The 15,127-nt window shown below is 42.5% G+C and carries 11 protein-coding genes; 8 read left to right on the top strand and 3 right to left on the bottom strand.

All coding sequences use genetic code 11. The features are described 5' to 3' along the window. Positions 1-279: 279 nt before the first annotated feature. The gene (locus ACN0T8_RS09875) at positions 280-732 is read left to right on the top strand and encodes a carboxymuconolactone decarboxylase family protein (RefSeq protein WP_417880456.1); all 453 of its coding nucleotides are present in this window, start codon (positions 280-282) and stop codon (positions 730-732) included. 245 nt (positions 733-977) lie between these two features. On the opposite strand, the gene ACN0T8_RS09870 is transcribed toward ACN0T8_RS09875, so the two are convergent. From ACN0T8_RS09870 to aceB, 3 genes are all read right to left on the bottom strand, one after another. Next, positions 978-1,712, bottom strand: coding sequence for a GntR family transcriptional regulator (locus tag ACN0T8_RS09870; protein WP_417880455.1), 735 nt, complete (start codon positions 1,710-1,712; stop codon positions 978-980). 85 nt (positions 1,713-1,797) lie between these two features. Beyond that, on the bottom strand, positions 1,798-2,229 hold the full coding sequence (locus ACN0T8_RS09865; RefSeq protein ID WP_417880569.1) for a GlcG/HbpS family heme-binding protein: 432 nt from the start codon (positions 2,227-2,229) through the stop codon (positions 1,798-1,800). Between the two features lie 77 nt (positions 2,230-2,306). Further along, the gene (aceB, locus tag ACN0T8_RS09860; RefSeq protein ID WP_417880567.1) at positions 2,307-3,911 is read right to left on the bottom strand and encodes a malate synthase A; all 1,605 of its coding nucleotides are present in this window, start codon (positions 3,909-3,911) and stop codon (positions 2,307-2,309) included. A 460-nt stretch (positions 3,912-4,371) separates the two neighbouring features. Here aceB and gcl point away from each other — a divergent pair, with 460 nt between their 5' ends. The 7 genes from gcl to xdhB all read left to right on the top strand — a co-directional run. After that, complete coding sequence (gene gcl, locus ACN0T8_RS09855; protein ID WP_417880454.1) at positions 4,372-6,147, top strand: glyoxylate carboligase; 1,776 nt, start codon at positions 4,372-4,374, stop codon at positions 6,145-6,147. A gap of 82 nt (positions 6,148-6,229) precedes the next feature. Continuing rightward, positions 6,230-7,006 (top strand): hydroxypyruvate isomerase, encoded by a 777-nt coding sequence (gene hyi, locus ACN0T8_RS09850; protein ID WP_417880453.1) that lies wholly within the window; start codon positions 6,230-6,232, stop codon positions 7,004-7,006. A 43-nt stretch (positions 7,007-7,049) separates the two neighbouring features. After that, positions 7,050-7,946 (top strand): 2-hydroxy-3-oxopropionate reductase, encoded by an 897-nt coding sequence (locus ACN0T8_RS09845; protein ID WP_193000825.1) that lies wholly within the window; start codon positions 7,050-7,052, stop codon positions 7,944-7,946. A 533-nt stretch (positions 7,947-8,479) separates the two neighbouring features. Next, the gene (locus ACN0T8_RS09840; protein WP_417880452.1) at positions 8,480-9,100 is read left to right on the top strand and encodes a TetR/AcrR family transcriptional regulator; all 621 of its coding nucleotides are present in this window, start codon (positions 8,480-8,482) and stop codon (positions 9,098-9,100) included. A 455-nt stretch (positions 9,101-9,555) separates the two neighbouring features. Then, positions 9,556-11,304, top strand: a complete 1,749-nt coding sequence (locus ACN0T8_RS09835) for a sodium:solute symporter family protein (protein WP_417880451.1) — start codon at positions 9,556-9,558, stop codon at positions 11,302-11,304. 223 nt (positions 11,305-11,527) lie between these two features. Beyond that, positions 11,528-13,024, top strand: a complete 1,497-nt coding sequence (gene xdhA, locus ACN0T8_RS09830) for a xanthine dehydrogenase small subunit (protein ID WP_417880450.1) — start codon at positions 11,528-11,530, stop codon at positions 13,022-13,024. Further along, positions 13,017-15,127 (top strand): xanthine dehydrogenase molybdopterin binding subunit (gene xdhB, locus ACN0T8_RS09825; RefSeq protein WP_417880449.1); only part of this gene is annotated, 2,111 nt, incomplete at its 3' end. The genes xdhA and xdhB, both read left to right, overlap by 8 nt.

Here is a 15,127-nt window from a genome sequence, read left to right as displayed (position 1 = left end):
GTTGGATTTTCCGTCGTAATGTTCGACATTGCCTCGTAAAAAACCATAATTCCTCACGCGTTTTACTCCAATTATCTTTTAAAAGTGCGACTTGAGTGAAGGATTTATGGGTATCTAACTCAATAAAAAGGGTGGTATCGTTATTTATGCTAGCCTCCTAATTTAGTTTTTTAGCAAACGAGTGATGGCTCTGGTTTCGCTAAGCCACGACATTGGAGGATAGCACTTTCGTGGGAGTCATTATGTCTAGCTTTTTATCCAAACTTAAGGAGTTTTATTATGACCGATAGAATTAATATTGGTAAAGCATGCCCTAATATGTACCAACAAGCGGTGATGATGGAAAAGGAGCTCGAAAAATTACTGCAAGAGGCTGGAATCGATATAGGTTTTTCTCATTTACTCAGGCTTCGTGCTTCTCAAATTAATGGTTGTGCTTTTTGTATTCGTTTACATGCCCGAGATGCAGAAAAAGAGAGAGTTGATTTTGATAAAATAAGTATTATATCTGCGTGGCGTGACACCCATTACTTTAACGAGAAAGAGCGAGCGAGTATTGCGTTGTTAGAAGAAATCACCTTAATAAGCACTAAGCAAGTACCAGATAATGTTTATGATGAGGCCGCTAAATATTTATCTGAAAAGGAATTATCTGCTATTCAGTGGTTATCTGTTGTAATCAATTTATGGAACCGAATTGCTATATCAAGCCGTTACGTTGTCAAAAGCTAACAAGACATCTAAACGGAATTAAAGCAATTGGTTTTCGTTCGTGTTTTACTTTCCTATATATCAGCTAATCCGTTAAATGCTAATTTGCAAAGCCATTGACTCGGTTTCTGTATAAAAGTAAGTTTCAGTAAGTAGCCAAAGACAACCAGCATGATTCTTTATACTTCTCTACAAAATGATTAAAGGCAGAGCGATTAAACTCTGCCTTTAATCATTTTATTGAATGCTGCTAAGCAAACGCTTGATTATGCTCTTGAGCGAATCACATTTGAGAACACTACATGTAAATCACTTGAGGTTGCATCATCGGTTAAGTTCAGGTTGGCTTTGATGTGCTGTAAGTGATGTTCCATTAGATGAATAGCGGTTTGCTTGTCACCAGCTTCAATGGCATTGAGTAGGTTGGTGTGTTCATCTTGAGAACAGTTGCTGTTATTACTGCCTTCATACTGAGCAATCAATAGTGAGGTTTGAGAAACTAGGCTGCGCAAGAAGTGCAATAACGGCGCGTTTTTTGCCATTTTAGCTAGTTCGATATGAAACTCACCAGATAAACGAATACCACGACCAATATCACCATTGGCAATTGCTTCATCTTCACTAGTCACGAGATTACGTAAAACTTGCATCTGTTGAGGGTGACAGTTTTCGGTTGCTAGTTCTGTTACTGCAAGTTCTGCAATTTCACGTGCTTTTAGAATTTGGGTCGCTTCATCTATGGTTGGAGCTGAAACTGTCGCGCCGCGGTTAGGTTTGATATCGACGACTTGCTCTAGAGAGAGACGTAATAATGCACGGCGAATAATGGTTCGGCTAACACCAAAGATTTCACTTAACGATTCTTCATTAAGCTTGGTGCTAGGGGGTAAGCGTTGCTCTAGAATTGCATCAAAGATGTGGCAGTACACCACATCATCTTGGGTTTGATTATTGGCTTTCGCTTGAATTTTGGTATTCGATAACTTACTTAATTTAGTCATGGTCTAATCTGCTGAAAAGTGGTGGGCGTTAACAACACAAATAATAACAACGTCCATAGATTGTACATTATAGACCATAGTTTATCTAAGTGTCAGGTGAATACAACTTTGCATGCAAAATGCCTTCCAGAGCACATTTTTCATCTAAATCTGATAAATCGCCACTGATACCAACTGCGCCCAAAACCAGGTTTGATTCATTGCGAACTAACACACCGCCTGGCACAGGAACCATATTACCATGAGCTAGCACATTGATGGCTGAAATAAAGGCTGGTCGGGCATCGGCATCTTGCGCCAATTTTCTTGATGAGCATCCTAATGCAAGGGCTCCCCACGCTTTTGCTATGGCAATATCAGGCCGCATCATGCTAGAACCGTCTTGCCGTTGTAGGGAAACCAGTTTACCACCACTGTCTAAAACAGCCACAGTGAGTGGAGCACTTTTTAAGTCTAATGCGGTGCTAAACGCACCTTGGGTAATACTTAATGCTTGTTGCAGTGTCAAACTCATGATCAGGATCCTCATTAATAAAACTTACCACCCTCGGCTTTTAAAGGCTCGGTTAAAGTCGAGGGGGCAAGTTGTGGTTATTAACAAAGAAGCGGGTAGCTCGGTAGAGTCAAGAACTCTGCAAAATCGTCTTGGGTCGATAAGGTATCGAACATCTTGGCCGTTTCTTCAAATCGTCCTTGAGCATAACGTTGCTCGCCAACTTCTTGTTTAATCGTAATTAATTCTTCTGCCAACAGAGTTCGGAAATACTCCTCTGTTACCACTTGGCCATCGTCTAGTTTCACGCCGTGTTTAATCCACTGCCAGATGCTGGCACGAGAGATTTCTGCCGTTGCCGCATCTTCCATTAGGCCGTAGATTGGTACACAACCTACACCGCTGATCCAGGCTTCAATGTAATAAAGCGCGATACGAATATTTTTACGTAAGCCTTCTTCATTACGTGGTCCTTCACATGGCGCGAGTAATTGTTCTGCAGTAATGTTACCTACATGGCTGCTGTCAAAATCCATTTGATTGACTTGCCCACCCAATTTGTTATCAAAAATCTCCATTGCCACATCCACTAACTTCGGATGAGCAACCCAAGTACCATCATGACCGTTAGAAGATTCACGGTTCTTATCTTCTTCTACCTTGGTCAACACCTGCTGCATAACCGCAGGGTCGGAATTTGGAATAAATGCTGACATACCGCCCATTGCGAGTGCACCGCGAGCATGACAAGTTTTCACCAATAGTTGGCTGTAAGCGTTCAAGAACGGTTTGTCCATACCTACGCTGTGGCGGTCTGGCAAGATGCGGTCTTTATGGTTTTTCAATGTTTTGATGTAGCTGAAGATGTAATCCCAGCGGCCACAGTTCATTGCTACAATATGTTCACGCATCACATACAGCATTTCTTCCATTTGGAATACTGCTGGAAGAGTTTCAATTAATACTGTCGCGCGAATCGTGCCGATGTCTACTTTGAAGTACTCTTCGGTAAAGCGGAATACATCATCCCACCACTTGGCTTCTTCCATACTTTCTAGCTTAGGAATGTAGTAGTACACACCTTCGCCTTGTTGGGCGCGGGTTTGGTAGTTATGGAAAAAGTACAAAGCAAAATCCATTAAACAACCTGGGATTGGCTGGCCGTTATATTCAATATGACGTTCAGGTAGATGCAAGCCACGAGGGCGAGCCAGTAACTGCGCAGGCTCTGCAACGAGATCATATTGTTTATCTTTTTTCTCATCGTAGTAACTGATGGTGCCAGCATTGGCATCACGTAAATTGACTTGCCCATCTAGCATGTTCTCCCATGTTGGAGAAGATGCATCTTCAAAACAGCACATGAAGATTTTTGCCCCTGAATTAAGGGCGTTAATCACCATCTTGCGCTCAACAGGGCCAGTGATTTCGACCCGACGATCCTGTAATGTTTTTGGGATCGGAGCGACTTTCCAGCTTTTATCTTCGCGAATGTTTTTGGTGTCTTCACGGAAATCAGGAAGTTCGCCAGCATCAAATTGTTTTTGACGTTCACGTCGTAGGTGTAGCGCTTGCTCTAATGGCGCGCTGAACGTTGTCACTAAGGCATTCAGAAAATCCAAAGCAGGTTCTGAAAGAATGGCCTTTTGTTGTTCTGTGGATAATTCACCAACCACATTAATCGCGCGCGATTGCTGGGATTGCATGTCTGTTTCTCGGTCCTCAGTGCTGTGCATAATCGTCTCCTTTATGAACATGTACGAGCAGTCAATATGGGTAAACCCAAAAGCGTTGGGGCGATTTTGAGTTTTGAATACCAATCTCACTAATGATCAACTCATTAATTTGATTGATATGAATCTTATCTACATATTTCTTGTATTTGTGTTTATTTAAACAATATTGTGTACATTAATGTTTTATTTCTTGTCTAGGTATATCCTCGTTTTCACAAAAGATCAAAGTTTATTTAACGTTTTGTGCACTTAAACAAAATGTACAAGACTTGGTCGGATCAGTTTTAATTGCTTTGTAAGCAGTGGTTTAACTCAATATAAGCACTTTATTTAAAAATATTTTTGTTTTTTATTTGCACAATTCAAATTGTCGCGTCTAGACTGAATAGTGTATTTTTAATTGTATACAATATTAAAAGGGACTTGAGTTATGGCTAAAATGAAAGCGATTGAAGCTGCAGTGGAAGTATTAAAAAGAGAAGGGGTGGATATCGCATTTGGTGTACCTGGTGCGGCAATCAACCCATTTTATGCAGCGATGAAAAAAATTGGTGGTATTGATCATGTACTAGCGCGCCATGTGGAAGGGGCTTCACATATGGCAGAAGGCTACACCCGTACCAATGATAAAAATATTGGCGTGTGTATCGGTACTTCTGGCCCAGCGGGCACCGATATGATCACTGGCTTGTATTCGGCATCAGCAGATTCGATTCCAATTTTATGTATTACCGGTCAAGCTCCACGCGCTCGTTTGCACAAAGAAGATTTCCAAGCGGTGGATATTGAATCCATTGCCAAACCAGTGACCAAATGGGCGACGACCGTTCTAGAGCCTGCGCTAGTGCCACGAGCATTCCAGCAAGCATTTCACATTATGCGATCAGGGCGTCCGGGCCCAGTATTAATCGATTTACCGATTGATGTGCAGCTGGCTGAAATCGAGTTTGATATTGATACCTATGAGCCGCTTGAGCCGTATCAACCAACCGCAACCCGCAGCCAGGTAGAAAAAGCGCTGACGATGTTAACTGAATCGGACAAGCCTTTGATTGTGTCTGGTGGTGGGGTGATTAACGCTGGCGCGAGTGCTGAATTGCAAGAACTTGCCGAGATCTTAAATGTTCCGGTTATTCCAACGCTAATGGGTTGGGGCAGTATTCCAGATAATCATGAGCTGATGGCAGGCATGGTTGGGCTACAAACCTCGCACCGTTACGGCAATGCCACCATGCTGGCGTCTGATTTTGTATTGGGTATTGGTAACCGTTGGGCAAACCGTCATACCGGTTCGGTTGATGTGTATACCCAAGGTCGTAAATTTGTCCATGTGGATATTGAACCGACGCAAATTGGCCGCGTGTTCTGCCCGGATTTAGGCATTGTGTCTGATGCAAAATCCGCATTAACGCTGTTCTTAGAGGTAGCGAAAGAAATGCAAGCGTCAGGCAAGTTAAAAGATCGTTCTGGCTGGGTTGGTGAGTGTATCGAACGCAAATCAAGCATGCTACGTAAAACTCACTTTGAAGAAGTACCAATGAAGCCAATGCGGGTTTATGAAGAAATGAACAAGGCGTTTGGTGAAGATACTTGTTACGTCAGCACCATTGGTTTGTCGCAAATTGCTGCGGCGCAGTTCTTACATGTGTATAAACCTCGTCACTGGATCAACTGTGGTCAAGCAGGCCCACTAGGTTGGACGATTCCAGCTGCGCTAGGGGTTCGCGCGGCCGATCCAAACCGTCCGATTGTGGCGATTTCAGGTGACTACGATTTCCAATTTATGATCGAAGAATTAGCCGCCGGTGCGCAGTTCAATCTGCCTTATATCCATGTGGTCGTGAACAACTCTTACCTTGGGTTGATTCGTCAGGCGCAGCGTCAGTTCGATATTGATTACTGTGTTCAGCTTGCTTTTGAAAACCAAAACGCACCAGAAATGGAAGGTTATGGGGTCGATCATGTGGCGGTGGTGGAAGGGCTAGGGTGTAAAGCGATTCGTGTTCGTACTCCTGAAGATGCACCAGCCGCGTTTGAAGAAGCGAAGAAATTGATGGAAAAACACCGTGTACCAGTGGTGGTGGAATTTATTTTAGAGCGCGTGACCAACATCGCAATGGGTGTGGAAATCGACGGCATTAATGAGTTTGAAAGCTTAGCTGGGGAGCAAGGCGACGCCCCAACTGCGATTACTTTTAACCAATAATAACACCATTGAAGGGCTGTCACATTGGCAGTTTCTTCAATGCTTGAATATCTATTTTTAGTGGCAGAAAAAGGAGAAGGATATGCCTAAGTTTGCGGCAAATCTATCAATGCTATTTACCGAAGTGGATTTTTTACAACGCTTTGAACAAGCCGCACAAGCCGGTTTTCAGGGAGTAGAGTACCTATTTCCTTATGATTTTGAAGCTAGCACCATCAAAGGTGTATTGGAATCAAACCAGCTAAAACAAGTGTTATTCAACCTACCGGCTGGTGATTGGCTCGCGGGTGATCGCGGTATTGCGGTGGATCCAAGTCGAGTAGAAGAATTCCAACAAGGCGTCACTAAAGCGATTCAATATGCCAAAGCGCTCGATTGCAGCCAGGTCAACTGCCTTGCGGGTATCGTGCCAGATGGTGTGACAGCTCAGCAAGCAGAAGAAACCTTTGTGAGCAACTTACGCTTTGCCGCTGGAGCACTGAAAGAAAATGGCATCAGCTTGATTATTGAAGCGATCAATACTCGTGATATTCCGGGCTTTTTCTTAACCAATACGAAGCAAGCTCTCGACATCATTGAGAAGGTAGGCAGTGATAATTTGAATTTCCAATACGATATTTATCACATGCAAATCATGGAAGGCGATTTAGCGCCAACCTTAAGTGAACATCTTGGCCAAATTCAACATGTTCAATTGGCGGATAACCCAGGTCGACATGAACCGGGTACTGGCGAGATTAACTATCCATTTTTGTTCAACCATTTAGATACCATCGGTTACGACGGTTGGATTGGTTGTGAATATAAGCCGAAGACGACCACTCAAGAAGGGCTAATTTGGCTAAAAGAAATGGCGTAATTGAATTTACTGAACATAAAAAATAAATTTTAAGGATGAGATTATGACTACACCAACAATTGCATTTATTGGCACTGGTATCATGGGCAAACCAATGGCGGTTAACTTGCAGAAAGCTGGTTACTCGATTGTGGTTTCAGACCACTTTGTTGCGCCACCTCAAGAGCTCGTCGATGGCGGTGCGACCGTTGTACACAGCGGTAAAGAAGCCGCACAGCAAGCTGATGTGATTATTACTATGGTGCCAAATACGCCAGATGTTGCCGATGCACTATTTGGTGACAATGGTATCGCACAAGGTTTATCAGCAGGTAAACTAGTGATTGATATGAGCTCGATTGCGCCAATTGAAACTCAAGAGTTTGCTAAACAAATTAAAGAATGTGGCGCCGAGTACCTAGATGCACCGGTTTCGGGGGGTGAAGTGGGAGCAATTAATGCCACGCTAACGATCATGGTCGGTGGTAGTGAAGCGGCCTTTGAACGTGCCAAACCTCTATTTGAAGTGATGGGACAAAACATTACGCTAGTGGGCGATAATGGCGCAGGTCAAATCTGTAAAGTTGCCAACCAAATTATCGTCGCGTTAAATATTGAAGCAGTTTCCGAAGCCTTTGTCTTTGCTTCAAAAGCCGGTGCGGATCCTGCGCGCGTACGTAATGCATTAATGGGGGGGTTTGCTAACTCGAAGATTTTGGAAGTACATGGCGAGCGTATGGTGAAAGGCACATTCGACCCAGGCTTTAGAATCGCACTTCACCAAAAAGACTTAAACCTTGCGTTAACCGGCGCTGAGCAATTAGGTCTTGATCTACCGAATACTGCAACCGCTCAACAATTGTTTGGCGAGTGTGCTGAGATGGATGGTTCGAACTGGGATCACTCTGCCTTAATCAAAGCCATTGAAGCACGCGGCAAACATAATATTCGTGGTGAGTAGTATTGTTGGTATTTAGAGGAATCGGCTTTAGATACCTTTGAATTTCTATTTTCGTTATATACCCAAAGTAATTGGAGTTGCAGCGAGGCGACAAGTGAATGAATCCTCATGAGCATAGCTTGCCTATGTGATTGAGGTGAATGAACGCTGGCAACAAAGCTGCAGCTTTAATTACGAAGGGTATAGCTGAGTGTTTGCATTTAACTGGCATGTTTGGTTTGTATTTGGGAATAAACCTTTCATTCCGCAAGGACTCAGTTTTTACCGCACTTTTTGTCTCCTTTAGTGCGCCCCGAGTGGTTGAAAAATTAATCTTAGTTTTGTGTGCGACGGATTAATGAGGTAATGATGCCGCTCGGGACTTTTTAATCCCATTCCTATACTCAGACACATAAGACATCAAGTGACGTAAAGCGTATTTCTGGTTACATCTCCATTTCTAGCTATGGATTGGAAAAAAAGGATGAATTTCTCGCTCGCTATGATAAAACACTAATCACAACGGATTTTGGTAACAAGACGGGAGTGACTAAGTGGCAAAGGTGAGAGAACGAAATCAAAGCGTCATTATTGAAGCGGCCAGCCAGCATTTTGCCAAATATGGCTACGCGGCAACCAAAGTGGCAGATATTGCCAAAGAAGCCAACATCCCTAAGCCAAATATCTATTATTACTACAATTCCAAAGATAACCTTTATCGTGCGGTACTTGAAAGTGTCACTGTGCCCTTACTGCAATCGTCCAAGCCTATTCAAGAGCTTGATGATCCTATCGAAGCGTTAACCGAATATATTAAGACCAAACTGATTATCTCTCGCGATCATGCATATGCTTCCAAAGTATTTGCTAATGAAGTGATGTCGGGCGGAAAATCTTTACCCAAAGATATTGAAGATGAATTGCAACAGCAGTCTGAAATGATCATTACTAAGTTTCAGTCATGGATTGAGCAGGGCAGAATGGATGCGGTTTCTCCACACCACTTAATGTTTACTATATGGGCGGCGACGCAAACGTATGCGGACTTCGGTTGGCAGATTTGTCGGGTGATGAACAAAAAGAAATTGGTCCGCAAAGATTATGATGAAGCAGCACAGTTTTTAATCTCAATGATCTTAAAAGGCTGTGGCGTTTATTCAGCAAGCAACACTTAAGGAGATATGTTTCCACTATTTTTGGCCAATTTGTTTTTAAATAAACTCTTCAATATAAACAAGTGCTTATACGACAAGTGATGGATTGTATTGATTGAGTTGCTTCATTCTCGTTTGGCGTATTTATTCTGGTTTCAACTTTCTTTAACTCGCTTAAGCTTAACTTCATGATGAATCCGATATCAAAAACCATTTGATATCGGATTTTTTATGTCAATACATCGATATTTCCTAAAATGATCCTCTTTATATTTGTAATACAATAAATGTTTGATTTTATGAAGGTTGCCTCACACATATTTGTAAGGTATTGATATTTTTGTTTTCATGCATTGATCTACCGCACATTAAAAATATGCACTAGATCATGTTTAATGTTATTTGTACTACAAAATGGTTGGTGAAGTAGGTAGTCTAGCAATCAGTTAATTTAATTATTTTAAAGGCCCAAAAAAATGACTATCGATACTATTGTTGTTGCTGCCTACTTCCTCTTTTTAATTGCGATTGGTTGGATGTTCCGTACTTTCACTACCTCTACTAGTGATTACTTTAGGGGGGGAGGTAAGATGTTATGGTGGATGGTAGGTGCTACTGCCTTCATGACTCAATTTTCTGCCTGGACTTTTACTGGTGCAGCAGGGCGTGCTTATAGCGATGGCTTTGTTGTTGTTATCTTATTCTTAGCAAACGCATTTGGTTACTTCGTTAACTACATGTATTTTGCACCAAAATTCCGCCAACTTCGTGTTGTTACAGGTATTGAAGCTATTCGCCAACGCTTTGGTAAAACTTCAGAGCAGTTTTTTACTTGGGGTGGAATGCCAGACAGTTTGATTTCAGCAGGTATCTGGTTAAATGGTCTTGCAATATTTGTTGCGGCTGTATTTGATATCCCAATGGAAGCCACTATTATCGTTACTGGCTTAGTGCTTATGCTGATGTCTGTAACTGGCGGCTCTTGGGCGGTTGTTGCATCTGATTTCGTGCAGATGTTGGTGATCATGGCGGTAACTATTACTTGTGCCGTTGCAGCCTACTTCCAAGGTGGTGGTGTCACTAACATTGTAAGTAACTTCCAAGGTGATTTCTTCGTTGGTAACAATCTGAATTATATGAGCATCTTTGTTCTTTGGGTTGTGTTTATCTTCATCAAGCAATTTGGCGTGATGAATAATTCGATTAATGCTTATCGTTATTTATGTGCAAAAGACAGTGAAAATGCTCGTAAAGCAGCGGGTCTTGCTTGTGTATTGATGATTATTGGCCCTGTCATTTGGTTCTTACCTGCTTGGTATGTTGGTGCATTTATGCCTAACTTTGCCACTGATTATGCTTCGGTAGGGAGTGATGCAGCTTATCTTGCCTTTGTTCAAAATGTGATGCCAGCAGGAATGGTTGGCCTATTAATGTCAGCTATGTTTGCGGCAACCATGTCATCAATGGACTCTGGTTTGAACCGTAATGCAGGCATTTTCGTAATGAACTTTTATAGTCCTATCGTGCGCCCTAATGCTTCTCAAAAAGAGTTGGTTATGGTGAGTAAAACAACTACCGTAATAATGGGTTTTATCATTATTGCAATTGGTTTGTTCATTAACTCATTACGTCATTTAAGTCTATTTGATATCGTTCTAAATGTTGGTGCTTTGATTGGTTTCCCAATGTTGATTCCAATTCTATTGGGTATGTGGATCCGTAAAACACCAGATTGGTCAGCTTGGACAACTTTGATTGTCGGCGGTATCGTTTCTTGGATTTTTGGCATCTCGTTACAAGCTCATGATGTAGAACGCTTTTTAGGCTTAGATCAAGCTTTAACAGGGCGTGAATGGTCTGACTTGAAAGTAGCAATAAGCCTTGCTGCACATGTTGTCTTTACTGGTGGTTTCTTCCTACTGACGATGCTTTTTTACAGAGGTCGCACTCCAGAGCGTGAAGTTGAAGTAGAAAGACTATTCGAAAACTGGAATACCCCGGTTGTTTCAAGCGGCGAGGAGCAACATAATTTAGATACTAAACAGCGTTCTATGTTAGGTCGATTAATTTGTATTGCTGGTTTTGGTGTCTTAGCAATGGCGCTACTACCAAATGAAATGACAGGACGTATGTTGTTCTTATTATGTGGTTCTATTGTTCTGGTTGTTGGTGTGTTGTTGGTGAATGCTTCAAAAGCACAACATCAAACGGTTTCAGAATTGTAATATTGATTAAAAATCGAGTAGTCAACAAAACCGCTGTCTATCAGCGGTTTTTTTATATCTTAAAATCAAAGTGTTGCAAAATTGTTTAAAAAATGTGATCGCCAAAACTTGACCATTGAGTCAAGAAATCCAATACTTAATGCAAAGGAAGTGAGCTATAGGTTAAACGGCACGATAAAAAACCGTTCTCCAATAGCGAATAAGTGAGCACAGGAGAAGCACTTTGATTACGTTTTTACTCAATCAAACACTGAAGCGTGAAACCAATATTTCACCAAATATGACAGTGTTAAATTACTTACGTACCGAGTTACATAAAACTGGCACCAAAGAAGGGTGTGGTTCTGGTGATTGTGGCGCATGTACTGTGGTACTTGGCGAGCTTGTGGATGGCAAGTTGCAATACCGTAGTGTCAATTCATGTTTGACCTTTGTGTCATCATTACACGGAAAGCAATTAATTACGGTCGAAGATCTTAAAAACAAACAATCACTGCACCCAGTACAGCAGGCATTAGTGGACTTTCATGGTTCGCAATGTGGTTACTGTACACCGGGCTTTATTATGTCGATGTTTGCTTTGAGTAAGAACAAACCAAGTGCGGATAAAGAAGATGTGATGGAATCATTGGCAGGCAACCTTTGCCGCTGTACTGGTTATCGTCCTATTGTTGATGCAGCTTTATCGCTAAGTTCAGACCAACCTTTGCTTGATCAATTTGCCGAACTTGAGCAAAAAACCATCGCCAAACTTGAGAAGATTGAATCCAAAACCGCACCGTTAGTATTGGGCAATTTAACGAGTTTCTCACCAACGACCATTGATGAATTAGCCGAATTGTATGATCGCCATCCAAAAGCAAAACTGGTCGCTGGTGGTACTGATCTCGCTCTAGAAGTTACGCAATTCCACCGTGAAATTGAAACACTGATTAACGTTACTGGCGTTACGGATATGAAAACTATTCATGAAACTGAACAAGATATCGTGATTGGTGCCAATATGCCGATTAGCGATTGTTACGCCACACTAGCCAAATATTATCCTGATTTTGGTCACCTACTGCATCGCTTTGCATCATTACAAGTACGTAACCAAGGCACTATTGGGGGCAATGTTGCCAATGCGTCTCCTATTGGTGACACGCCCCCTCTCCTTATTGCGCTTAATGCCCGCCTGAAATTACGAAAAGGGCAGCAGGTTCGAGAAATTCAAATTGATGAATACTTTATTAATTACAAAGTAACGATTCAGCAAGAATCTGAATTTATCGAACAAATTATTATTCCTAAGCCTGATGATCTTGAAAATAATAATAAGCAGCAGTTTTTCAGCGCCTATAAATTATCAAAGCGCATCGATGATGATATTTCTGCAGTCTGTGGAGCGTTTAATTTCACCATTGAAAATGATGTGGTGATGGATGCTCGCGTGGCATTTGGCGGAATGGCAGCAACGCCAAAGCGGGCCGAGTTATGTGAAAAAGCTTTAATAGGAAAAGCATGGGATAAAGCCACTGTCGAAGCAGCTATGGTGCAGTTAGATCAAGATTTTGAGCCACTGTCTGATTTTAGGGCCAGTAAAGAATATCGCTCTAAAACCGCCTGCAATATGCTTCTACGTTTTTTCCTAGAGCAACAAACCAAGGTCATGTCACAGCAAAACAGTCATAACTTTAAGAAACATAGTATTGAAACGAGGGTCACGTCTTATGTCTAATCATTCTCCAAAATTAAGCTATGACGAGCTACTCGCACAATATAATCAAGATCTGAAAACCGGCGTAGGTAAAGCCGTTAAACATGATAGTGCCGATAAGCAAGTGTCTGGCGAAGCGGTTTATATTGATGACCGTTTAGAGTTCCCAAATCAGCTGCATGTCTATTGCCGTTTAAGCACCGAAGCGCATGCCAAGATTGTCAGCATCAATACCGATCCTTGTTACGAATTTGAGGGTGTTGAAATTGCCATCACCAGTAAAGATGTGCCGGGTGAGTTGGATATCGGTGCAGTATTTCCTGGCGATCCATTATTAGCAGATGGGGTCGTGGAATATTACGGCCAACCGATCATTGCGGTGGCAGCAAAAGATATGGAAACCGCACGTAAAGCGGCCTTAGCGGCTGAGATTGAATTCGAACCATTACCGGCTATTTTAGATGTTAAAGAAGCGCTCGAGAAAAAACACTTCGTACATGAAACCCATGTGCAACAGCGTGGTGATTACCAAGGTGCGCTTGCCTCAGCCAAACACGTATTAGAAGGCGAGCTAAATATTGGTGGTCAAGAGCATTTCTATTTAGAAACCCAAGCCAGTAGCGTCGTACCTGCCGAAGATGGTGGGGTGATCGTTTATACCTCAACGCAAAACCCAACTGAAATCCAAAAAGTGGTGGCAGAAGTATTGGGCGTTGCGATGCACAAAGTCGTGGTAGATATGCGTCGTATGGGCGGTGGCTTTGGAGGGAAAGAAACCCAAGCCAATGCGCCAGCTTGTATTGCCGCGGTAATTGCGAGCTTGACTCAAAAGCCGACCAAGATTCGCTTGTGGCGTAATGACGATATGATCATGACCGGTAAACGTCACCCATTTTATAACCAGTATCGTATTGGCTTTGATGAGGATGGACGCATTCATGGCGCAGAATTAATCAATTCAGGTGATTGTGGTTATTCGATTGATTTATCACATTCAATTGTCGACCGCGCAATGTTCCACTCGGACAATGCATATTACCTAGGTGATGCCAAGGTAGTGGGTAATCGCTGTAAAACCAATACCGCTTCCAATACCGCTTACCGTGGTTTCGGTGGCCCGCAAGGCATGATGACCATTGAACACATCATGGATGAAATTGCCCACTATCTCGGTAAAGATCCGCTGGAAATTCGTAAAGCAAACTACTACGGCGGAGAAGGGCGAGATACCACTCACTACTATCAAAAAGTAGAAGATAACTGCTTACTTGACATCACAGAAGAGCTAGAAAAAACCAGTGAATATCAAAAACGCCGTAAAGAAATAGCGGAATTTAATGCCAATAGTCCAATCTTGAAAAAGGGGATTGCATTAACCCCTGTGAAGTTTGGTATTTCATTTACCGCAACGTTCTTAAACCAAGCCGGTGCGCTGATTCATATTTATACCGATGGCAGTATTCACCTGAACCACGGTGGTACAGAAATGGGGCAAGGTTTGAATACCAAAGTGGCGCAGATTGTCGCGCAAGAGTTCAGTGTCGATATTGACCAAATTCAAATCACGGCAACCAATACCGACAAAGTACCAAACACCTCGCCAACCGCAGCGTCATCGGGTACGGATTTGAACGGTAAAGCAGCGCAAAATGCGGCGATGACGATTAAAGCACGTTTGGTTGATTTCGCTGCAAATCACTACAAAGTGACCCCAGAAGAAGTCATATTCAACAATGGTGTGGTGGAAGTACGCGACCAATTGATCCCATTTGCTGAATTTGTCCAGCAGGCGTATTTCAACCAAGTATCGCTGTCGAGTACGGGATTCTACCGCACACCGAAGATTCATTATGATCATGAAAGAGCTCGCGGTCGCCCATTCTATTACTTTGCTTATGGTGCATCATGCTCAGAAGTGGTTGTCGATACCTTAACAGGCGAGTACAAAATTCTACGTACTGATATTTTGCATGATGTTGGCGCATCGCTAAACCCTGCGATAGATATTGGCCAGATAGAAGGCGGCTTCATACAAGGTGTGGGTTGGCTGACGACTGAGGAATTGGTGTGGAATGAAAAAGGGCGCTTAATGACCAGCGGCCCGGCAAGCTACAAAATTCCGGC

Source organism: Vibrio sp., from assembly GCF_048266485.1.
In the GTDB taxonomy this organism is placed as follows: Bacteria; Pseudomonadota; Gammaproteobacteria; order Enterobacterales; family Vibrionaceae; genus Vibrio.
Note: the sequence above shows the minus strand (reverse complement) of the source record. Positions and strands in the feature narration are given on the sequence as shown.

Coding starts and splice junctions, on each gene's coding strand:
- ACN0T8_RS09875 (WP_417880456.1), top strand. CDS start 280: ATGACCGATAGAATTAATATTGGTAAAGCATGCCCTAATATGTACCAA.
- ACN0T8_RS09870 (WP_417880455.1), bottom strand. CDS start 1,712: ATGACTAAATTAAGTAAGTTATCGAATACCAAAATTCAAGCGAAAGCC.
- aceB (WP_417880567.1), bottom strand. CDS start 3,911: ATGCAATCCCAGCAATCGCGCGCGATTAATGTGGTTGGTGAATTATCC.
- gcl (WP_417880454.1), top strand. CDS start 4,372: ATGGCTAAAATGAAAGCGATTGAAGCTGCAGTGGAAGTATTAAAAAGA.
- hyi (WP_417880453.1), top strand. CDS start 6,230: ATGCCTAAGTTTGCGGCAAATCTATCAATGCTATTTACCGAAGTGGAT.
- ACN0T8_RS09845 (WP_193000825.1), top strand. CDS start 7,050: ATGACTACACCAACAATTGCATTTATTGGCACTGGTATCATGGGCAAA.
- ACN0T8_RS09835 (WP_417880451.1), top strand. CDS start 9,556: ATGACTATCGATACTATTGTTGTTGCTGCCTACTTCCTCTTTTTAATT.